At 40.1% G+C, this 21,023-nt stretch carries 18 protein-coding genes; 11 read left to right on the forward strand and 7 right to left on the reverse strand.

Translation table 11 applies throughout. From position 1 onward, the window contains the following. A partial coding sequence (locus WSC_RS24460) for an ABC transporter permease (protein WP_040395210.1) occupies positions 1–770 on the reverse strand: 770 nt, incomplete at its 3' end. A 25-nt stretch (positions 771–795) separates the two neighbouring features. Continuing rightward, complete coding sequence (locus WSC_RS0119380; RefSeq protein WP_016957616.1) at positions 796–1,542, reverse strand: ABC transporter ATP-binding protein; 747 nt, start codon at positions 1,540–1,542, stop codon at positions 796–798. On the opposite strand from WSC_RS0119380, the gene WSC_RS0119385 reads away from it, so the two are divergent. From WSC_RS0119385 to WSC_RS23450, 5 genes are all read left to right on the forward strand, one after another. Further along, entirely contained in the window at positions 1,543–2,169 is a 627-nt protein-coding gene (locus tag WSC_RS0119385) for an arylesterase (protein ID WP_016957617.1), read from the forward strand. A 123-nt stretch (positions 2,170–2,292) separates the two neighbouring features. After that, positions 2,293–2,802, forward strand: coding sequence for a DUF2058 domain-containing protein (locus tag WSC_RS0119390; RefSeq protein ID WP_016957618.1), 510 nt, complete (start codon positions 2,293–2,295; stop codon positions 2,800–2,802). Between the two features lie 20 nt (positions 2,803–2,822). After that, positions 2,823–3,488: a YceI family protein gene (locus WSC_RS0119395; protein WP_016957619.1), complete on the forward strand. Its 666-nt coding sequence runs from the start codon at positions 2,823–2,825 to the stop codon at positions 3,486–3,488. Between the two features lie 83 nt (positions 3,489–3,571). After that, a complete protein-coding gene (locus WSC_RS25395) occupies positions 3,572–3,889 on the forward strand; it encodes a hypothetical protein (RefSeq protein WP_016957620.1) in 318 nt (105 codons plus the stop codon). Then, positions 3,886–4,575, forward strand: a complete 690-nt coding sequence (locus tag WSC_RS23450) for a LamG domain-containing protein (RefSeq protein ID WP_016957621.1) — start codon at positions 3,886–3,888, stop codon at positions 4,573–4,575. Before WSC_RS25395 ends, WSC_RS23450 begins: the two co-directional genes overlap by 4 nt. A gap of 59 nt (positions 4,576–4,634) precedes the next feature. Here the strand turns inward: WSC_RS23450 and WSC_RS23455 are convergent, their stop codons facing one another. From WSC_RS23455 to WSC_RS0119415, 3 genes are all read right to left on the reverse strand, one after another. After that, positions 4,635–5,021, reverse strand: coding sequence for an energy transducer TonB (locus tag WSC_RS23455; protein WP_016957622.1), 387 nt, complete (start codon positions 5,019–5,021; stop codon positions 4,635–4,637). 162 nt (positions 5,022–5,183) lie between these two features. Then, entirely contained in the window at positions 5,184–5,591 is a 408-nt protein-coding gene (locus tag WSC_RS0119410) for a GNAT family N-acetyltransferase (protein WP_016957623.1), read from the reverse strand. A 4-nt stretch (positions 5,592–5,595) separates the two neighbouring features. Then, complete coding sequence (locus WSC_RS0119415) at positions 5,596–6,579, reverse strand: LysR family transcriptional regulator (RefSeq protein WP_016957624.1); 984 nt, start codon at positions 6,577–6,579, stop codon at positions 5,596–5,598. A gap of 130 nt (positions 6,580–6,709) precedes the next feature. On the opposite strand from WSC_RS0119415, the gene WSC_RS0119420 reads away from it, so the two are divergent. Genes WSC_RS0119420 through WSC_RS0119435 form a run of 4 tightly spaced genes read left to right on the forward strand, consistent with a single transcriptional unit; the run spans position 6,710 to position 13,520 of the window. Continuing rightward, positions 6,710–7,921, forward strand: a complete 1,212-nt coding sequence (locus WSC_RS0119420; RefSeq protein WP_016957625.1) for an efflux RND transporter periplasmic adaptor subunit — start codon at positions 6,710–6,712, stop codon at positions 7,919–7,921. 14 nt (positions 7,922–7,935) lie between these two features. Further along, entirely contained in the window at positions 7,936–11,106 is a 3,171-nt protein-coding gene (locus WSC_RS0119425; RefSeq protein WP_026016961.1) for an efflux RND transporter permease subunit, read from the forward strand. Next, entirely contained in the window at positions 11,107–12,516 is a 1,410-nt protein-coding gene (locus tag WSC_RS0119430) for a TolC family protein (protein WP_016957627.1), read from the forward strand. It begins immediately after the preceding gene. Between the two features lie 2 nt (positions 12,517–12,518). Next, entirely contained in the window at positions 12,519–13,520 is a 1,002-nt protein-coding gene (locus WSC_RS0119435; RefSeq protein ID WP_016957628.1) for a zinc-binding dehydrogenase, read from the forward strand. Between the two features lie 93 nt (positions 13,521–13,613). Here the strand turns inward: WSC_RS0119435 and WSC_RS23460 are convergent, their stop codons facing one another. Next, a complete protein-coding gene (locus WSC_RS23460; protein ID WP_016957629.1) occupies positions 13,614–15,611 on the reverse strand; it encodes a carbohydrate-binding module family 20 domain-containing protein in 1,998 nt (665 codons plus the stop codon). Positions 15,612–16,139: 528 nt separating this feature from the next. On the opposite strand from WSC_RS23460, the gene WSC_RS0119445 reads away from it, so the two are divergent. Together WSC_RS0119445 and pepB are read left to right on the forward strand one after the other, a co-directional pair. After that, entirely contained in the window at positions 16,140–17,009 is an 870-nt protein-coding gene (locus tag WSC_RS0119445; RefSeq protein WP_016957630.1) for a hypothetical protein, read from the forward strand. A gap of 64 nt (positions 17,010–17,073) precedes the next feature. Next, positions 17,074–18,354 carry an aminopeptidase PepB gene (pepB, locus tag WSC_RS0119455; protein WP_016957631.1) on the forward strand — a complete coding sequence of 427 codons (1,281 nt, stop codon included), beginning with the start codon at positions 17,074–17,076 and terminating at the stop codon, positions 18,352–18,354. 10 nt (positions 18,355–18,364) lie between these two features. Here pepB and WSC_RS24470 read toward each other — a convergent pair whose 3' ends face one another. Then, positions 18,365–21,001 carry a response regulator gene (locus tag WSC_RS24470; protein ID WP_016957632.1) on the reverse strand — a complete coding sequence of 879 codons (2,637 nt, stop codon included), beginning with the start codon at positions 20,999–21,001 and terminating at the stop codon, positions 18,365–18,367. Positions 21,002–21,023 lie beyond the last annotated feature (22 nt).

Here is a 21,023-nt window from a genome sequence, read left to right on the forward strand (position 1 = left end):
CGCTCGACTGCCCTTAACATAGCCGACTCGTCAGATTCAGTTGAACGCCAACGGTGAATATCTCGATTTAACAAAGGCATTAAGTAGTCTTCGTATTCAGTTAACTGCTCAAACTCGCCGGAAAAACTTAATAAATATCCTATACGCGAAGCTGGCTGAATTACTTGGGTCGCGGCAACATCGTCAATATGCATTATCGCCATGGCGCTGGCGTTAAATACGTTTAAATCAGCATCTGGCACTGTATCTATAATTTGACTGAATTTAAGTTTAGTTGCGCCAATTTCTATCCAGTCACCCAATTTTACCTTGAGCTGGGCAACTGATTTGCTATCGAGCCAAATCTCACCTGATTTTACATTTAATTCAGTTTCTTGACCTGATGTCCAAGCAGCGTCAGTTAACATCACTTTGCCGCGCAACGGATAATATTCATCAACCGCCCGAATTGCTGTAAGCTGCATATAATCATTGGCAAATAACATGGAAGAAAAGCGAATTTGCTCAGAGGTATTCAGTTCTAATTGCTGCGCTTGAACCTGCCAACTTGGGTCTATTTCCCGCGATGATTCTAAAACTCGGTCGGCGGCTAGAAATTCCGCGCTTTTAACCTGCAAAGCCATTTGTAACCGTTCACTAAACATAGCTAATGCAAATACACTGGAGACAGACAGCACTAGCGCCAACAACATAATAGTTAATTCACCACGTTTAAACTCTTGTTTGAGTAAACGCCATGAAAGTGAAAACGACACAGCTAGTTGATTCATTAAAAACTCCTAAATCCTTTTAATCTTATGCGACTTGCACATTTTTATCTGTAGCTTGCTCATCTGCATCACTAGCAACTTGGTCACTTTCATCTACTACTGTGCTTTCGGTTAAATGCCCTGCTTGCATAGTTAATTGGCGCTGACAACGTTTCGCAAGTTGAGTGTCGTGTGTGACTAATACCAAAGTTGTACCTGCTTGTTGATTCAATTCAAATAATAGGTTTTCAACTATTTTGCCGTTTTCAGCATCTAAATTACCTGTAGGTTCATCGGCAAATAAAATTTTAGGTTGGCTAGCAAATGCTCGGGCAACCGCAACTCTTTGTTGTTCACCACCAGATAACTGATTCGGGTAATGATGGCCTCGCTCTTTTAAACCGACTTTTTCTAGTAGCTCAAGCGCATGTTGTTTTGCATCCGTTTTGCCTGCGAGTTCTAATGGCAACATCACATTTTCCAGCGCTGTTAAGCTTTGCACCAACATAAATGATTGAAAAACAAAGCCAACATATTGTTTGCGCAGCGCGGCTCTTTGTTCTTCATTTAGCTTGTGCAGCGCGTGTTCACCTAAACTAATTTCGCCCGATGAAACCACATCTAATCCAGCCAACAAACTTAACAAAGTAGACTTACCTGAGCCTGAACGACCAATAATAGCAACACTCTCGCCAGCAGCTATTTGAAAACTAATCGGGTGTAATATCTTGAGATCTTCTCCATTTGACCTTACTGTTTTAGTAATCTGCTCAACTTTTAATAATGTGGTCATATGTACAATCCTGTATCTGCTAAGTGGTTTCGGTTTATTTTATTCATTACGTTCAGTGTACCTTTATTGGTTCATTCTGCCCAATCACAAGTCAAAATATTAATTTTAGGTGACAGCTTGTCAGCAGGTTATGGTTTAGAGCTAAAAGACGCTTGGGCAAGTCAACTCGACCAAGCCACACCCAATTGGCAAATTATTAACGCCAGTATCAGCGGCGACACCACCCAAGGTGGTTTAAACCGCTTACCTAAACTATTACAACAATATCAACCCGACTATGTTTTTATTGAACTCGGCGGTAATGACGGTTTACGTGGATTTCAGCTCCCTGTTATTAAACAAAATTTAATTAAATTAGTTCAATTAACTCAAGAAAATGGTGCAAAACCTATCTTAGCCGAAATTAAAATTCCACCGAATTATGGCCAAAGATACCTAACCAGCTTTATTGCTCAGTACCAACAAATTGCTGAACAATTTCAAATTCCACTGATCCCATTTTTTATTGAACAAGTGGCGCTTAATCCTGACTTGATGCTAAAAGATGGCATTCACCCTAATTTAGATGCACAAGCGATTATCGCCGAACATATGAAAAAACAATTTAGCAAAGTGATTGAGGGTTGAATACTGTTAAGCCTTTAAGCACAATACGCGACAAATATACCCAGCTACTTGAAGATGCATCTTCTAGTAGCTTAGGTAAAGATTCATCGAGAATAATCAAAAACTGAATTACGAGAACAAACAATGGCTAAATCACTCGCAGAACAGCTTATGCAAGCTGGTGTTGTAAACCAAAAACAAGCTAAAAAAGCTTCGAAAAAAAGCAAAAAGAACCGCGAACTTAAACGTGAAGTGCAAGCAGCTGTGCAACAAACTCAGCAACAAAATGTGCAAAAATCTGATGAACAAAACGAAAAGATTCGTCTTGAAGCACAACAAAAAGCCATAGCTGCACAAATAAAACAATTGATTGAAGTGAACGCTATTGAAAGCAAAGGTGATGTTGAGCATAACTTTAGTTTTGACGGCAAAGTAAAAACCTTACGCGTTTCTAACCAACAAAAACAACAACTGGCCAATGGTTTTGTTGCGATAGCCCACTTAGGCGACAAGTTTTATATGTTACCAGCCGCAGTTGCAGAAAAAATTGAACAACGTGGTGAAGGTTATATTGTGTTACTTAATGACAAAATTGAAGAAGACGAAGACGACCCGTACAAAGATTACCCAATTCCGGATGATTTAATGTGGTAAAACATTAAGGATTAGTGCTTATGACCAACCACCAGCAAAGCTTAAATAAAGCAAGCAAGCTAGGCCGAATTAGCCGAGTTTTAGTATGCGCCGGTTCGCTGTTATTGCTCAATAGCTGCTCTAGCCTGTTGGAGTTGGTTCAACCTAAATTAGCCACGGATATGGCAGTGTTTAAATCTGGCGACTTTCAATTAGACACAGCACATAGCTCACTTGTTTTTAAAGTAAAACATATGGGCTTATCGTATTTTGTGGGTCGCTTTAACCAGTTTGACGCCAACCTAGCTTTTGATGCGACTAAGCCAGAACAAGCAAAACTAGGCGCAGTGGTTGATATGACATCACTTGATGTTGTAGATGATGACTTTGAAGAAACCATTAAAAGTGACGAATGGTTAGATACTGAAAAATTTCCCAAAGCTTATTTTGAAACAAGCTCAGCCAAACAAATTGACTCTGAAACCCTAATATTTAACGGCAACCTGACCTTTTTAGGCGTAACCAAACCTGTTGATGTAGCTGTTAAATTTCACGGTGCAGGCACTAACTTGCTAACCTACAGTTATACAATCGGCTTTTCAGCCGAAATGAAATTTAACCGCTCTGACTTTGGGTTGGATAAATATATACCAACTGTTGGTGATGAAATTTTAATTGAGGTAGAAGCTGAGTTTCAAAGAGATTAGCACCAATTATTGACAATTGTTCACAATCAACACAAATACTCTAACAATCTATTTGCATTACTTAAATTAGGGTGTTTCTAATAATGACAAACGTTAAACAATTATTACCTAGCTGCTTATCTATAATCACTATCGCCTTGCAAACAGCATGTGCCTCAACTAGTCAAGCCGAAGTTGAAGAGAGAAAAGACCCCGTCATCTCTCAACCTGAAGAGCCTGAAACACCAAAAGAGCCAGAGGCACCAGAGCAACCGCAAGCTAAAGTAATTCATGTAAACACGGCAAACCCTGCTTACCCTTCATTTGTATCTTTTGAAGACAACACTCCTGATGGAAAAAGTGGCAAAAAGTTGAAAACCTGTCTGACGAGTTTGATATTTGGGACGACTCTAAATGGATGAAAACTTTTTGGAATTATGGTGGTACACCAGTCAATATGATGGCTAAAAATGCAGGTGTCAGTGATGGTTATTTGTGGATCAAAGCCACCCTAGATGAAGGCAGTGCCGACCAATGGTTTGAAACTGCCAGAGTACGCTCTAAGGCTAAAATAAAATTTCCAATGTACACAGAAAGCCGCATTAAAACTGCACACATTTCGGCTTACAACACCTACTGGTTGAACAATGGCGATTCTAACAACCACGACGAAATAGATATCATTGAAAATAATTCAAACCCTTCAATGAAAGGTGCTAAATACGACAGATACCCATTGGAAATGCACTCCCAGTATTTTATTGTTAAAAACGGGGTTGTAGAGCGTGCGGGTGATAAAAAACCCTCGCATAGCAACCAGCTATCAGAGGGTAATACTTTACGTGGCGTTCCATGGAATGAAGATTACCATGTATATGGCGCTTGGTGGAAAGATGAACATACAGTGCAGTTTTACCTAAACGGTGAGCCGGTAAACTCAGTGACTTCAACCCAAGAATTTACGTTGGAACAGCATATTATTTGGGATTTATGGACTCAAGACTCATCTTGGGTGGGTGGATTGCCAGCTAAAACAGATCTGTTAGATGAGACGCGCAATACTATGAAAGTAGATTGGGTTCGAACTTGGCAATTAGTTGACGAATAACCATTGATAGCTAACCACAGTAAAGCTGTGGTTAGCTTATATCTTCATTGAAAAGCTTGTTAGTTAGATTTACCTAAACTGAAATCTAATCTCATCGTGTAATTTTTTGTATCTAGTGGCTGTCCATTGACCACCTTTGGTTGATAAAACCATTGCGATAACGCTTCTTTTGCTGCGTCATCAAATACTTGCTTAGGCAAAGAGTCGATTACCAAAATGTTGACTGGCTTACCCTCTTTACTAATATCAAAAGACATTTTCACCCACCCTTGCACACCAGATCTAGCGGCACTTTTCGGATATTTAGGTGGTACTCTTTTAACAAGTTGAGGTTTTGTTCGGTCGGTTAGGTCAACTTTATGCCCTTGTTGTGATGTAGCAGCACAGCCAGAAAATAATGTAAATAACACCACCAATGGGAAAACTTTACTGAGTATTCTGTTCAATTTATCAATCCTTAACGTTTGTATGATTTTCTGAAAATGTAACAACCAACCAAAAAAAGATCAAATAAAATCAAATGGAATCATAAAATACCACAAAATTTCAAACTAGGTGATTGGCTCAGTGATGCACTTCAGACAAAATTGATATCAGAGTAAACTCCTTTAGCTAACCGGTAATCGCATCAACTGTATATCACCAACATCAGCTGAAAAACCATGTTTCTGGTAAAACTCAAACATTTCAGGCAGGCAGTACAATTCAAAACTATTCACGTGAGACAAAGCGGGATGCTGCTTAATAGCATTCATTAATAGCTCACCTACCCCTTTACCACGATGCGGCTGTGCAACTATTACATCAAAAATAAGCGCTTTAAAAATATAGTCAGTTAAAACTCGGGTAAACCCTTGTAAATTTCCACTAGAATCAACCAATCCAACTATTATTTGAGAACCCGCAACACATTGTTTAGTTTGTTCAAGCGTCCTACCCTTAGTCCACCATTCAGATTGATATAAAACATGCAGCTGACTAATTTGATGTGTGTTTAGTTGGTAAATAATTTCCATATCTTTATGCCGTCCACCGACCTATAGGGCTCGCTTCTTTAACTTCAAAGCCATACATATTTTCAAAACCTGGAATATTCTTTTCCCAACAAGGAATACCTTTGCCAATATAATCTCGCACCGCTTCCAAAAACAACTGGGTGCGCACTGGTAATCCCCTGTGCGGGTATACGGCTTGCACTGTATGATAATCTGGTAATTTAATATGGGTTAGAATGGGTTTGAGTGCGCCACTTTTAACTTCATCGTTAATGGCAAATGCAGGTACTGCACAATAGGCTGTGCCAGAGACAGCTTTGGCAATCAGTACATCACCGTCGTTAGCTCTAAACACACTGTTTATGTCAATTGTCGTGTCATTGCCTTTATCGTCAAAGTAAGGTAATTCGGATATTCGCAAACCATCACTAGCATAAGTCGCAGCTGGTAATTTCGCTAGCTCTTGCATAGTTTTGGGTTCACCGTATGTTTGCAAAAATTTTGGCGCGGCAACTATCAGCATACGGTTACGCGCAATTGCGCGTGAAATTAAACTTGAATCGCGTGGAGGCCCTACTCTAAATGCCAAATCGTAGCCTTCTCCCACTACATCTACCAATCTATCTTCAAGGCGCATTTCAACTTGCACCTGTGGAAAGCGCTGCTGAAACTCAATCAGTACAGGTAAAATATAACGTTTGCCGATAATGGTTGAGCTGGTAATTTTTAATAAGCCTTTAGGTTCTGTGTGGTAGTTTTGCGCAATCGTTAGCGTTTCACCGAGTAAATCCCTTAACTCTTTGGCTTTTTTTAACATTTCAGAGCCCGCAGCCGTTAGCGAGAATGAGCGAGTTGAACGATTTAACAAACGCACGCCTAAGTCGTCTTCGAGCTTATTCATTTGTTTTGAAACGACGGATCTATCTATATTTCTCAGTTCGGCAACTTTAGCAAACGAGCCCTGCTCGACCACTTCAAGAAACATTAAAATTCGACTGGTTGTATCCATATCATTGCCTATGAAAGCGTAAACACAAAATCTATTGTTGCCATTGTGGCACTAATAAATGGAAAAATGAATGCTTTTTCTTTGCTTGGTCAGTTTTTAATATGGTGTCATTGATATTAGGAGAAAAAATATGTTCGTATTAAATAAGACTATCACCCAGCTGGTTATCGCAACTGGTTTTGCTATTTCAGTGGTAGCTTGTAGCCAACCGGAGCAGAGCCAGCAAGCACAAGCGGGCCAGCAAATGGCTTTACCAATAGAAGTTGCGCAAGTGGTATATAAACCATTACAAAGTTGGTTTACCTATTCAACTCGCTTAGAAGCGCCAGAAAGAATTGCCTTACGCCCACGTGTTTCAGGGGTAATAGATTCAGTTGAGTTTACTGAAGGCCAGTTGGTTAAAAAAGGTCAATTATTATTTACCTTAGACCCTCGCCCATTCCAAGCACAAGTTGCACGTTTAACAGCTGAATTAGCCAGCGCACAAGCAGCTTTTGAGCAAGCACAGAATGAAGCTGAGCGAGCACAAAGATTACGTAGTCGCAATGCAATTTCAGCCGAAGAAGCGGAAGCGCGCACTACAGCCGTTAAACAAAGTGAAGCCCATATTGCTGCAGTTCAAGCTCAGTTAAACACAGCTGCACTTGATTTAGAGTTTAGCCAAGTACGCTCACCAATTGATGGCATTATATCACGCGCTGAAATTACTAAAGGTAATACGGTAAACGCCAATCAAAGTGTATTAACTAGCATAGTTTCAGATGAAAAAATGTATGCGTACTTTGATATTGATGAACGCACTTGGAATCAACACTTTGGTCAACAAGCCTATCAAGCAGGTTTATCTGTGGTTATGCAGTTGTTAGGTAATGACAGCTTCCCACACCAAGGTGAAGTCGACTTTATCGATAACCAAATTAATACTTCAACCGGCACTTTGCGAGTACGTGCTGTATTTAGCCAAACAGATGGTGATTTACGCTCAGGTGCCTTTGCACGGATAAAAATTGCTGGGCAAAAAGCCACTGAACAAGTGTTGATACCGGAAAAAGCCTTAGGTACAGATTTAAAAAATCGTTTTGTATTAATTGTTGATGAACAAAACATTTTGCAATACCGACCTGTTACTTTGGGCGATAGATATGGTGAATTTAGAGCCATTACCTCTGGTTTACAACCGCAAGATACTATAGCGGTTAACGGACCTGCACGTGTTGGTCCAGGTATGCCAATTGCGCCACAAGTTACCCATTTAGATACGTCACAAATTGCTTTAACACTTGAACATTTTCTGCCGAATAAAGACGGCGCGACAACATTATTAACGGCTCAAGCGCAATAAGGGTCTGCTACTTCATGAACTTTTCACATTTTTTTATTAAGCGGCCGATATTCGCGGCCGTGCTTTCAATGATAATTTTCATTGGCGGCGCAATCTCTTTGTTCCAATTACCTATTAGTGAATACCCTGAAGTTGTGCCTCCAACAGTTGTGGTGAGTGCGTCTTACCCTGGTGCTAATCCAAAAGTAATTGCTGAAACAGTTGCAACGCCGTTAGAGCAAGAAATTAACGGTGTAGAGAGCATGTTATACATGTCATCTCAAGCAACTGGTGATGGTCGTATGTCTCTAACTGTTACCTTTGCCTTAGGCACAGATTTAGATAAAGCACAGCAACGTATTCAAAACCGGGTAAATGCTGCATTACCGCGTTTACCTGAAGAAGTTCAGCGTTTAGGTGTTATTGCGCAAAAATCTTCACCTAACTTAACTATGGTGGTGCATTTATATTCGCCAGATGAAACGCGCACTTCTGACTATTTATCTAACTACGCTGATTTATATGTAAAAGACCAAATTGCACGCATTGGTGGTGTTGGTCAAGTACGTGTATTTGGTGGAGGTAAATATGCTATGCGTGTGTGGTTAGACCCTGACGCACTAGCCGCACAACAGTTAACCGCATCAGATGTCGTATCTGCTTTGCGTACACAAAACCGTCAAGTTGCTGCTGGTAGTTTAGGCTCGCAACCTGTGCCGAGTGATGCACAATTTCAATTATTGCTAAACGTAAAAGGTCGTTTAGAGAGTGTTGAAGAATTTGAACAAGTTATCATTAAAGTTGGTGAAAATGGCGCAATTACGCGTTTACAAGACGTTGCACGGGTAGAAGTTGGTCAAGACAGTTATGCCCTGCGCTCGTTATTAAACGGCCAACAAGCTGTTGCTATGCCGGTTTTCCAACGCCCGGGTTCAAATGCAATAGAATTATCCGATCAAGTTCGTGCAACTATGGCTGAATTGGCCAAAGAATTTCCGGCTGGCATGACCTACGACATAGTATACGATCCAACTGTATTCGTGCGTGGTTCAATTGAAGCGGTAATTAAAACCCTAATTGAAGCCATTATCTTAGTTGTTATTGTGGTTGTGGTGTTTTTACAAACTTGGCGCGCATCCATCATACCGCTAATTGCTGTACCTGTATCTTTAGTTGGTACTTTTGCGGTAATGCAATGGTTAGGTGTGAGTATTAATACCCTATCTTTGTTTGGTTTGGTATTAGCCATAGGTATTGTTGTTGATGATGCCATAGTAGTTGTTGAAAACGTTGAGCGTAATATCGCCAATGGTTTGTCGCCTTTTGAAGCGACTAAAGTTGCGATGACAGAAGTAACAGGGCCAATTATTGCGATTGCACTGGTATTGTGTGCGGTATTTATTCCAACCGCATTTATTACCGGCTTAACAGGACAGTTCTACAAACAGTTTGCATTAACCATTACCATTTCAACCATAATATCTGCGGTTAACTCGTTAACTTTATCACCGGCATTGTCTGCAATATTGTTAAAACCGCATGGGGCTAAACCTGACTTATTAACCCGTGTGTTAGATAAATTGTTCGCTAATTGGTTATTTAAACCCTTTAACCGTTTATTTGATCGCAGTGCCAATGCGTACCAATTTACCATTAAAAAATTAATCCGCTTTGCAGCTGTTGTTGGTGTGGTTTATGTTGGTTTATTGGCCTCAACTGGCGGTCTGTTTAATGCAGTTCCGGGTGGCTTTATCCCAGCACAAGATAAACAATATTTGGTTTCGATTGCACAATTGCCTGACGCATCTAGCTTAGACAGAACCGAAGCTGTAGTTATGCAAATGTCAGAAATTGCTCAACAAGTTCCAGGTGTGGCGAATACAGTTGCCTTCCCGGGTTTAAATATTAACGGCTTTACCAATAGTCCAAACAGTGCAGTAATTTTCACCCCACTTGAAGATTTTGATAAACGCCAAGACCCGAGTATGTCTGCCGCAGCTATTGCCGCTGAATTAAACAAACGTTACGCCGTTATTGATGAAGCTTTTGTCGCTGTATTCCCACCACCACCGGTATTGGGTTTAGGCACAACAGGTGGTTTTAAACTGCAGCTAGAAGATAGAGGAAATTTAGGTTTTGAAACTTTATTTAATAGCTTACAAACAGTGATGGCTGAGGGTAATCAAAGACCTGAATTAATGGGCTTGTTTTCGAGCTTCCGTATTCAAGTGCCACAAATGGACATTGATATCGACCGTGAACAAGCTTTATTACAAGGCATTCCGCTAACTGAAGTATTTAACGCCTTGCAAGTTTATTTAGGCTCAGTTTATGTAAACGACTTTAATATGTTTGGCCGTACTTATCAGGTAACAGCGCAAGCTGATGCTGAATATAGGTTGGATGCCAAACAAATTTTGAGCTTAAAGGTGCGCAATAACCGAGGTGAAATGGTACCGCTGGGCGCAGTTATTAAAGTAACGCCAACAACGGGGCCAGATCGCGTAATGCATTACAATGGTTATCCGAGTGCTGAATTAAATGGTAGCCCTGCTTTTGGCTATAGTAGTGACCAAGCTAAACAAGCGATTGAACAAGTATTGGCTGAAAACTTACCTGAAGGAATGGCTTACGAGTGGACAGAAGTAACTTATCAACAAATATTAGCGGGCAATACCATGATATATATCTTTCCGTTAGTTGTGTTGCTGGTATTTATGGTGTTAGCGGCTCAGTATGAAAGTTTGCGTTTACCATTGGCGATTATTTTAATTGTACCTATGACGATATTCTCAGCGCTTGCCGGTGTTTGGTTAGTTGGTGGCGACAATAATATCTTCACCCAAATAGGTTTAATTGTATTGGTAGCCCTTGCCTGTAAAAACGCGATATTAATGGTTGAATTTGCCAAAGACCAACAAGATGCAGGAATCTCAAAACTGCAAGCCATTATTGAAGCAGGTCGTTTACGTTTACGCCCTATTTTAATGACGTCAATTGCCTTTACTGCTGGTGTAGTGCCACTTGTATTAGCATCTGGTGCGGGCTCAGAAATGCGTCAAGCCATGGGTGTCGCTGTATTCTCAGGCATGATTGGGGTTACTGTGTTTGGTTTATTATTCACTCCTGTGTTCTATGCATTAGTTGCAAAAGAAACAGACAAAACCATTGAATCGAAAGAAAGTTTATCAAGCGAGTCGAAATAAATGAACAACTTGTACACTAAGCCAAAAGCGATATTTGCTGCAGTTGCAACCAGTTTATTATTGGCAGCTTGTAGCAGTACGGCCGATTACCAGCAACAAGTGGCAACAGAAACAGCTAAACATAGTTATTTTAGTAGCCACCCTCTGTTGCAACAAAACAAAGCAACAGGCGAAATGAGCCAAAACAAACAATGGTGGTTTAACTATCAAAGTGAACAGTTAAACGCCTTGGTGGTAAAAGCACAGCAAAATAATCTTAATTTGCAAAGCGCGGCAAAACGTTATTTGGCGGCGCAACAGAGATTAGGTGCCAGCGAAGCGCAATATTTACCGCAAGGTGGATTAAATGCTGAAGCGACCCGCGCATCTGTTGCCAATCAAATTAGTGAAGAAGCCAGCTTTGGCGTTGGTTTATCTTGGCAGCTTGATTTATTTGGCCGCATTTCCGCCCTTGTAGATGCGGCGCATGCGGCAAAAGCGAGTGCATATGAAACTCAAGTGGCAATCAATACACAAGTCACCTCTGGTGTTATCCGCAGCTTTATTGAGTGGCAAGGTTTGTCACTCAAACAACAAATTGTTCAAGCGCAAATTAAAGCGTTAGAAGAAAGTGTTGAAGTATTGCAAGCACGTGTGGAAGAAGGTTTTGCGTCTAATTTAGATTTAGACAGAACCTATGCTCAGTTAAATCAACAACTCGCAATATTGCCACAGTTAGACAATCAAAGGTTTAACTTGCAAGCAAGCATTGCTGTGTTTTTAGCAACCACACCAGAGCAAATTAAGCTTAACTTTGAACCTGAGCTATTCGCTGATGGATTATCCACTCAGTTAGACATAGCCGACAGCAAACAAGCTTTATTACTGCGCCCAGAAATTGGCCAAGCATATTATCAACTTATGCAACAAACGGCTTTGTCTGATTCAGCTAAAGCCGCGCTGTGGCCGGATATTTCGATTGGTGGTTTTGCTGGCTTATTAAACCCAACGAATGTGAGTTTATCGACAAGTGATGATGCTTGGTCGGTTACCCCAAGTATTAGCTGGTCTATTTTGAGTTGGCCTGCGCTTAAGCAGCAAGCGGATGCGCAACAGACCTTAGCAAAAGCGGCTTACGACAATTACCAACAGAGCATTGTTGAAGTAATTGCCGAGTCTCAAGTCGCATTAAATAGTTTGGCACAATCGCAAAAGCATACCGAATATGCAGATGCCAGATTGGGTTTTGCAGACAATGCGTTAAACCAAGCACAAGCTATGTATGAAGAAGGACAAGTTCCATATTTAGATTTATTGTCGGCTCGGCAAGATGCTTTACTTGCCAAACAGTCTGCAGTAGATGCTAAAATTAACCTAATGTTAGCTAAAGTTACAACGTACAAAGCTTTTAGCGGTATGTGGAGTCGTTAATCATGCAAAATTTACCCAAGTTTATGCAAGCCATAGCGCTTGAATCAGCTAATGAAAACTTTAAATTAGTTGAAGTTGAATTGCCTGTCCCTACTCCAGCTGATAACGAATTATTGGTTAAAGTTGAGTATGTAGGTTTGAATCCAGTAGATGCTAAATTGGCTAAAAAAGGATTTCCAGATTGGCAATATCCACATATTCTTGGGTTAGACGCGGTTGGCACTGTAGTTGAAGCGCCTGTTGGCGCATCCCCTGGTGTCGGTGAGCGTATCATGTGGCATGCTGATTTGTCTGGTCAAGGTGTGTTAAGTGAATACACCACAATTGCCAATTACGCAGCAACCGCGGTTGCAAACAATATTGAACCACAAGATGCAGCAACATTACCTTGTGCTGGATTAACTGCGATATTTGCATTAGATAAAATGCAAATTAAACAAGGTGATTTATTTTTTGTTGATGGTGGTGCCGGTGCTGTTGGTCAATATGCAATCCAACTTGCAACAAAACGTGGTGCAATCGTATATGCAAGTGCTTCGAAAAAGAATCATGCATTATTACAAAAGCTCGGTGCAGAAATGGTGTTTGACTATAAAGAGAAAGACTTTGCTAAACACATACAACAGCAAATTGGCCAAACCCAGTTTGATGCTGTGTTAGATACCATAGGTGGTGAAAACACTGCACGTAATATTGAAATGATGCGCTTTTGTGGCCGCATTGCCTGCTTAAATGGTTTACCACCACTAGACAATAATATGTTATTTAGGAAAGCACCGAATATCAGTATTGTTGCTTTAGGCGGTGCATGGTTAACCAAAAGTTTATGTGCACAACAATGTATGAGTATGTGTGGCAAAAGTTTAATTGAAGAAGTGCAACAAGGAGAGTTGCAAACACTTGAAGTGATCCCTGTTGATTTTAACGCCTCTGCTATCACCCAAGCTCTGCATGATCAATTAGCGTTTAAGCAAGTTGGTAAGCGAGTGGTAAAGGTAAGCTGAACTCGGGATAAGCAAAAATAAAAGCCCGCGTTAATCCAAACCGCGGACTTTGTTTTAAGCAAGTTTATCGGAACTTGTTAAATCATTTCAAAGTTAGAAACTACCTTGAGCTTGAGTCACGTCACAATTACCTGTGTTAAAGTTATTGTTCGGATCTTGCTCCCATTGACGCACAGTAAATGGTGAATCTTCTTGACGAATAATACATTTCCATGAAACTTGAGTGTTTTTAGGCAAGTTGACTGTGCCTTCCCAAGTTGGGTAGTTAGTTGGATTTAACTTAACCGCGCTCGCCGCGTCCCAACTTCCTAACTCAGTAGCACTACCAACAACATACACACTGTCACCCATATTGGTATTACCATTTGCACAACTGAAAGTAATTGGGCATGAACCACCCGTGATTGGCTGCTCAACTTCTACTGATAACCCAGCGCAGTTTGCTACAGCAGGATCAAAAGTGATTTTGTAAGTCGTATTAGCATTTACGGTAAAATCAGCAGTTGGGCAGCTATTGTTCCAGTTAGTATTTGAGTCACGTACTTTAAAGCGAGGTCCGCCGTTCGCATCACCCGTACCAAAAGTTTTAGTGATAGTATAAACACTGCCTTCTTGGGTCATAACATCAGCGCCCCATTGGTTTTCAGTGCCACTGAAATACCAAGCAGCCGGAGGTGGTGGAGGTGGGTTTCCGCCGCCTAACCACATACGAGCCGAACGAGCCGGAATTGTTACGCCTTGGCTAGCACCAGAAATGTCTAAAGTTGAACCAGAAATTTGATCTGTGTAAGTACCTACATTTAAGCCTGTGGTATTAAGTGTATGAGTAACCGCATTACCACATTTGTTTATACCAACTAAACCAGAATCACCACGACGGAAGTAGATAACACAGCCATCAGAAGACAAGACTTCCATAGTAGTGCCTTGCACTGTGTTATGGAAATTAATCATGCTAGTTAGATCAACATCTTTATATGCATCAACCCAACGGCCGTTAAATTTAGTTGTTTCATTGTTATCGGTGTAAACCAATGGCACACCACCATCACGACCTAAAATATAGGCATAGGCTAGCTTTTCGTCTTCTTCCGAAAATAAGAAGCCATTAAAACCATCGTTTTGTGGCATATCATGAGTGATTACAAAGGTAACAGCTCTATCGTTTGGTAAGGTGTTCGGTTGAGCTAACGCAGACAAACTACCACTCACATCCATAGCGTGGTCAATATCGTTAAATAAACGGAAATCGTACGCGCCCATGCGCACATCAGTATTATCTAGATATGGCTGTAAATAAGTACTGTCGTCCGCACTGCTGTGCGAAATAATTTCAGAAAATACGTGAATACCATCTAATACATCTGAGTTAAATACCCAATTTAAATGTTCCCACTTCATGTGCTTAACCGCATCAATACGGAAACCATCAACGCCCAAAGCTTTTAACGCTTCTAAGTAAGCGATTTGATTAGTACGTATCCATTCGCCGGAGCCATCAGTCGCTTCGCCACGTAAATCTGGTAAACCAACATCTGGAGCCGCTCCACATAAACGGTTCCAAGTTGAATCCCACCAGTTGCCCCAATCAGAAATACAATTTGCATTTGCACCATCATGAAAATCACCCGGGCCAAATAAACCACCTGACAAATCGCCATATAGTTTGTTCGCATTGTATTCAGGCGTATTAACATCAAATCCTGGATATTGCTCTTGCCCTTTGGTCATGCCCATATTAGCCATATGGTTAAAAATAACATCAACATATAAATTAACGCCACGTGCTTCTAGAGCGTTTACCATATCGATAAAGTCTTGTTTGTTACCTAAAGGGCCTAACAAAATTCGGTAATCTAATGGCTGATAACGTGCCCACCAAGAGCTACTTGGATTTGAAAGATAAGGTGGTGACACTAAAACTGATTTGTAGCCTAATGCTGCAATTTCATCAGCACGCTCAGTAACTGAGTCATATTGCCAGTTAAATGCATGTAACATTACGTCTGCCGACGCTGTATTGGAAAAAGTGGTTGATAATACGGCGGCCGCAAGTGCGCCCTTCACCGCTTGTGTGAGTTTTTTGTTCATTTTAATCCCTCGGTTTTTGTCATGTGTATGTATGCTTGTTAGATTCAAAGAAACATTTAAGTAACATTTAAATCACATACATTAATACCTAACTAAACCTAGGTCTGGCAATTTGAATACGTATGCATTTTTGTAAGTAAAATATCATTTCCATCGAAATTTAGAGCTGGCTTAAACATTGCTAAATCTGAATTAACGACTTAACATCATGATTAATATAAATATTAATTAAATGGTTAAACAGAACCTAATGAATCTAGTGTCCATTCAACCTTAAATATTTTTTATATAAAACTAAAGTTCGAATAAATAATCACTTGCATAATTAAATTTAACGCAAGTTTAACCGCGAGATAGAGTTTACATAAAATATACATTAATTTTTTATACGAATGCGTTGACACGCCAACTCCAGCACCTGATGGAAGCAAACGCTAATAAAAATAACGATGCCACCGATAGACAACGTTAGGCAAAATCAGTATATTTGGTCTAGAGTGTTAATAACTCTTTAAGGTTTTGTGTATTATGGTGCAAATAAACAAGTTAAAAACAATTCGTTCGTTACTGCTAATTGTCATTTCAAGTTGGAGTTGTAACCTCGTTGCTGCAACTGATGTTGTAACCAACAAAAAATCAAACGCAAAAAGCAATTATATGACAGGCTTACTTGAACTCGCACTGTCATATTCAGATAAAACTTACAGACTAACCGACACCGACGAATTGTTATCAAAATCTCGCGCATTAGAGTCCATGAAAAATGGAAGTATTCATGTGACTTGGGGTGGTACGTCTGAAAAAATGGAGTCGGATTACATCCCTGTTCGAATAGATACATATCGTGGCCTTATGAGTCACAGAATATTGTTAATCCGTAGCGGCGATCAAGCAAGATTCAGTCAAATAAAGACAGCCGCAGACTTACAAAAAATTAAGTTCGGCCAAGGGCATCGTTGGCAAGATACAAAAATTCTTGAAGCGGCAGGATTAAAAGTTATTAAATCGAATAAAAAAAATAATTTGTATTTTATGTTGGATGGCGACCGTTTTGACGCTTTTCCTCGAGGTGCAAGCGAAGCGATAGTAGAGGTAAACAGCCACCCGGAATTACCACTGGCAATCGAACAAGATCTAGTGATTATTTATCCCTTGCCTACCTACTTTTTTGTGTCCAAACATTATCCAGCATTAGCTAAAGATCTTGAATTTGGAATGGAAGCTATCTTAGCAGACGGTAAATTTGATGAATATTTTTATGGTAGTCCTGAAATACAAGCAACGCTTGAGGGCGTCAAGCTAAGTCAACGCCGCGCTATTCGCCTGGAAAACCCATACTTACCAAAAGCGACCCCTTTGCACCGTAAGGAGTTATGGTTAAATTTAACCAGCAATTAGCGGCTGCTGAGTCGCAAAAAAAAGCGTATATTACCCAAGTGAAAAATCACTTTGGTTAATAACAATGACGGACAAACTACAGGCATCTCTTTCAAACGACACCCCAACAGCACTTTGGGGTGACGAAGCTATTCTTTCCACCACTGAACTCGGTTTTGTGATCCATGGTGCATTTAAAAAATCCGAACAGTTAGAATTAATTCAAACATGCGCACGAAAAATTCAAAGCTTTGGCGTAAATAACATTAAATTAGCCGGTCCTTGGAGTGTTGAGCAACAATGGGCTTTTTATCAAGGTTTTACAACAGCAAAACTTAAGCAAGATGTTGAATGGACCGCGGTTGGCGCACCAATTTTGCAAGATTATAAAACAGTATATGATTGGGCAAAATTACTTATTAACCTACCACCACAAGACATTTATCCACTAAGTTTAGCAGAGCAAGTACAAAGCTTTATATCTTTGTTGGCACCTGATTATGTGTCTAGCGAGATATTAGTTGGTGACGAATTGTTAGAGCACGGCTGGGTTGGCACCCACACTGTTGGCCGTGCCAGCGTTAAACCACCAGTTATGCTAATTTTAGATTACAACCCAACTGGCAATGACAATGCGCCAATTGATTATGCTTTGGTCGGCAAAGGCATCACCTTTGACAGCGGCGGTTATTCACTTAAATCGTCAGAAGGTATGCTCAGTATGAAATGCGATATGGGTGGAGCGGCAACAGTAGCAGGTGCGCTGGCATTAGCAATTTTGCAAGGCAGTAGTAAGCGCATCAAGCTTATTTTATGTTGTGCAGAAAACCTAGTGGCGGGCAATGCAGTTAAGCTAGGCGATATAATTACCTATAAAAATGGCACAACTGTTGAAGTCGTTAATACTGACGCTGAAGGAAGATTAGTATTGGCCGATGGACTTATTTTAGCGACTGAACTTGGCGCTAAACATATAATCGATGCTGCTACTTTAACCGGTGCAGCAAGTGTTGCTTTGGGCCGAGATTACAATGCCTTATTTGCGCTGGATAAACAAATGCTTAAACGTGCAATAGATGTAGCCGAAGAATGCAACGAAGGTGTTTGGCCACTCCCATTAGAAAAGTTTCATCGTGACAGGTGCCCTTCTCCATACGCAGAAACAGCCAATAGTCGTGCGGTAAAAGGTGGTGGTACAGGTGGCGCATCGAACGCTGCCGGTTTTTTATCCCGTTTTGTTAATGAAGAAGGCACTGGTTGGCTACATATTGACTTAGCTGCGGCGTTTAATCAGGCAGATACACAGTTATATGCTGCTGGCGCAACAGGTGTCGGCATTAGGACAATCGCAAACTTGATAGTTTAAACACTAAACCTTAGACCAATTGTAAAATCGTTCGCTTTAACTGCTCTTTATCTATAGGTTTAGATATATGAGCATTCATGCCCGAAGATAGATAATGTTTCACATCTTTGGGCATCACATTGGCTGTAAGTGCGATAATAGGGAGCGTCGAAATCTTTATATTAGCGCTCTGTCTAATCTGCTTGGTCGCCTCTATACCGTCCATTTCCGGCATATGAATATCCATTAATATTAAGTCAAAAGTTGACTCGTTAAACAAAAAGCTCAAGCACTCCTTACCATTGTTCGCCACTTGGGTACTCACGCCCTCCGATTCTAATATTTGCTGAATAATTATTTGATTAATTTCGTTATCTTCAACAACCAAAATATGAATGCCTTCAAGTGACTGTTTTTCATTCTGCGCTAGTGCCAACTCATTGCTTTTTTCAATAACACCTTTTTCAATACAAGAAAATAACTGCTTTTCGCTGCATGGCTTTTGCATAATAGCTAAAATGGGTAAGTTTTTTGCGGCATGTTCAATTTTTGCAATATTGTAAGCTGTGATCACAATAACCTGAGGTTTTTTCTTTAAATCCAGCTTAACCAGCTCTAACATAAATTGCAGTCCATCTACTTCCGGCATAGCCCAATCGAGTAAAATTAAATCGAAGCGTTGTGGGTCATCAACAACTAATTTGAGCCCTTGTGTCGCATTTAACACAGGCGTTGCTCGCGCATTCATATTCTCGACAAATTGAGATAACACACTTAAAGACATTTGATTATCATCAATGATCAAGACTTCAATAGGCCTAGCCAAGGATTGTTTTTCACCATCATAGATTAAAACTTTATTATTTTGTCTGAGTTTCATCCTAGCAGTAAAGGTACTGCCCACCCCCTCTTCACTTTCAACCTCAATCTCACCGCCCATTAACTGGCATAGCTTTTGGCTAATGGTCAGACCTAAACCTGTGCCACCAAAACGCCTAGTAGTTGAAGTATCAGCTTGAGTAAAAGCTTGAAAAAGTTTAGCAACTACTTCTGGTTTCATGCCAACACCAGTATCTGTGACCTTAAAACTGACTTGATAACATTCTGGCTCTTCAACAATTTTGTTCATCCAAATATCTAGAGTTACGCCTCCACTACTGGTAAATTTAAATGCATTTGAGCATAAGTTAAGCAGTACTTGATTAACCCTGACTAAATCTCCCATCAAGTCTGGATGGAAATTATCCGCAATATTTATAATGAAATATAATTCCTTCTGTAATGCTAAATCTTCGAAAGACATTTGCACATAGTCTATGATGCTGTAGATAGACATAGGTGCTTGTTCTAATTCGATTTGGCCCGATTCTATTTTAGAAAAATCTAAAATATCATTTATTACAGTCATTAAATGTTTAGCCGAATACTCCATTTTATTGAGATACTCAGATTGCTCTTTATTTAGCTCTGTGTCTTTTAATATTTCGGTAAAACCAACAACCCCATTCAAAGGCGTCCTGATTTCATGGCTCATATTCGCCAAAAATTCAGACTTAACTTTTGCCGCTTGATTGGCTCGCTCAACTGCATTTTCTAACTCTAAATTTTGTTTTTTAAGTTGTTTAGTTTTTATTGATACCTGACGAGCTAGTACTTCTTGCTGGACAAAAATCACTTTAGCAAGCATGGCCAAAGTTACAGAGATTATGCAACCGAATAACCAAATATTTGATAATAATTCGTTAGAATGCTCAGATAAAGGTCGTTTTGGCAGAATAAATAATTGCCATTGGTTTCCGACTATATCTATCGGATGGCTAAACACGGTTGTAGCATTGTTATAGATTTGCGCCCTCTCTGCTGGAACATACACTTGCTCTGGGTACAGGTATTGGTTGCCATTGCTATCTTCAACCACATAGTCATATTTACCTTGTTGCTCTGCAACCAAATTACTCTTGAATACATCAACTATATATTGACTAGAAGTAACTATGCCAGCTAATGCCTGCTGACCCTGCTCATCAAGTTTTATTATTGGATATAAATATAGAAAAAATGGTTTTAAAGTAATTGGTACAATTGGCTCAGCTAAGTCGGTAATTAATGCTTTTTTATCTGTTATTACTGGCAGCAGCTTAGAGTAGATTGGCGACCAATTATTAATCACTCGTCCATAAAAATTGAGTTTGTCAGCAATCGGATAACTATAGGTCAACACAATTGTTTTTTGCCCCTCTATTGTTGGCGAAAGCCTACTCTGTTGGCGAAAGTCAAATAAGTGAAAGTTTTTAAAATAAACCTCGGTGTTGCCACGCATCCTATCAATAAACTGAGGTAACTTTTGTGTATCAAGATAGCTAATAATCGACAATCTTCTGCCTTGTGGGAATTCAGGATACACCCGCTCAACAAAATGGATAAATTCTTGATGATCAACCCAGGACGATGATGAAAATAGATTACCAACGGATGCGACTTGAAAAAAAGAGCGCTTAAATTCAGATTCTATGTCTTTAGCCCTAAGTTCGGCTTCTTTCTCAAACACAGCGAGAGAAGCTTGTTGAACTTCAGTGAGTTTGTTCTGATACAGCCAATACGTAGCCAGCATACCAAACGCAAATGCGATAAGTGCGTAAATACTCGAACGACCATTCCACCGATACACCAATCACTCTCCGCTTGCTAAT

The sequence above is a fragment of the Catenovulum agarivorans YM01 genome (assembly GCF_000281085.1).
Classification (GTDB): Bacteria; Pseudomonadota; Gammaproteobacteria; order Enterobacterales; family Alteromonadaceae; genus Catenovulum; species Catenovulum agarivorans.